The following is a 752-nucleotide window of genomic DNA, read 5'->3' on the forward strand; positions in this document are numbered from 1 at the left end:
AAGAAATGCTGCACTTCTGGTGCCAAAAAGCAGACGCAGAAACAAAAGCGCGCTTTAAAGCGTACATCAATCAGCAATAGTCGTTGATTGACTGACCTGATTTAAAAAGCCACTTAATGTGGCTTTTTTTGATCATGCAAAATAGACAGCAGCAAGTCAGGTGCTTGCACGACTTTGGTCTTGGTGAGGAAATCATGCAACAAACGTCGCTCTGGATGAAAAACAAGCAACACAAGGTTCACCAACGGAACACCAGGAATAAACATTTCGAGTAGGTAGCTGATGCCAAGCCGGATGGAAACCGTCACTTTGGTCGCGGCACGACCATTTTTCATCACCACTTTGATACCAACAAAACGCATGCCGATGGTTTGCCCTTCCTTCAACCAATACCAGTTAATCACGAGAAGAATGGGAACTGTGAGGAGGTGCACAGCGTGGGTGTCGTAAACAAGCGTGAAGTTTTCTTGCAGGGATAAACGGAAGTCATAGAGCCAAAAATTGATACCCAACGCGATAACAACGACAACGCTAATGACGACGAACAGATCAACGAAACCGCCTATAAGCCGCTGCATTTTGCTCGCAATTGAAGAGTACATATAACCACCTACAACAACAGTGAACGCAGTTTAGGCATTGTTGCATATGTGCTCAATTGATAAGTCTATAAATTCGTATCATGTCTCAAAAGTGATTTTTAATTTACACCGATATAACTTAGTTATCTCGGTTTCAGCGATGGGTGGATA

Annotated in this window: 1 protein-coding gene; it reads right to left on the reverse strand. The window is 43.2% G+C overall.

The annotated features are described in order from the left end of the window. Positions 1 to 113: 113 nt before the first annotated feature. On the reverse strand, positions 114 to 602 hold the full coding sequence (locus R7190_RS27085) for an RDD family protein (RefSeq protein WP_318137830.1): 489 nt from the start codon (positions 600 to 602) through the stop codon (positions 114 to 116). Positions 603 to 752: the final 150 nt, after the last annotated feature.

Source organism: Vibrio sp. 1078-1 (genome assembly GCF_033340475.1).

Coding starts and splice junctions, on each gene's coding strand:
- R7190_RS27085 (WP_318137830.1), bottom strand. CDS start 602: ATGTACTCTTCAATTGCGAGCAAAATGCAGCGGCTTATAGGCGGTTTC.